The sequence below is a fragment of the Agromyces bauzanensis genome (assembly GCF_014645655.1).
Lineage (GTDB): Bacteria > Actinomycetota > Actinomycetes > Actinomycetales > Microbacteriaceae > Agromyces > Agromyces bauzanensis.
Map to the genome: position 1 here is coordinate 1 of NZ_BMMD01000091.1, position 581 is coordinate 581.

The 581-nt window shown below is 70.9% G+C and carries 1 protein-coding gene; it reads left to right on the top strand.

Annotated elements, in window-relative coordinates:
• Positions 1-140: 140 nt before the first annotated feature.
• On the top strand, positions 141-581 hold a 441-nt coding region (locus IEX31_RS18545; protein WP_505579047.1), incomplete at its 3' end, for a site-specific integrase.

Here is a 581-nt window from a genome sequence, read left to right on the forward strand (position 1 = left end):
CGACGAGCCCGCGAACGGGCCAGTTCAGCGTCCAGCGCCGCTTCAGCCACAGACGGCTGGTGACGCTCTTGGACGCTCTGGTGGGCACCGGGAAAGTGCCTCTGGAGCCGCGAAAGCGCGGCGGGGGCGGACGCTTTCCGGTGTCCGCGGAGTTCGTCGGGCTCGATGCCGCGTGGGAGGCCGAGATGCGTGAGCGCCTGCTGGCGGATGCGACGCGTGAGGCCTATCGCCGGGTCGCCCGCGGCTACCTCGTCTATCTCGAGGACCGCGGGATCGTCCGCCTGGCAGACGCGGCAGCCGGCACGGTCACCGGTTTCCTGGAGTCTTTGCTGGGCCGGTATGCGAAGAGCTCGTTGTTCTGGGTGGTGTCGAACTTCCGCCCGTTCCTGGTGTTCACCGGTCGGCGGGATCTGGTCGACGCGGTGAGCCTCGCCAGGGTGCGCCGCTCACACCCGGTCGTGCCCGTCGTCGCGGACGATGACGTGCGCCGCGTCGTGGACGCGTGCGCGGCACCGGGCGTGGTGACGGCACGGGACGCGTCGGTCACCCTGCTGGCGTTGCTGACTGGCCTGCGGGCGTGC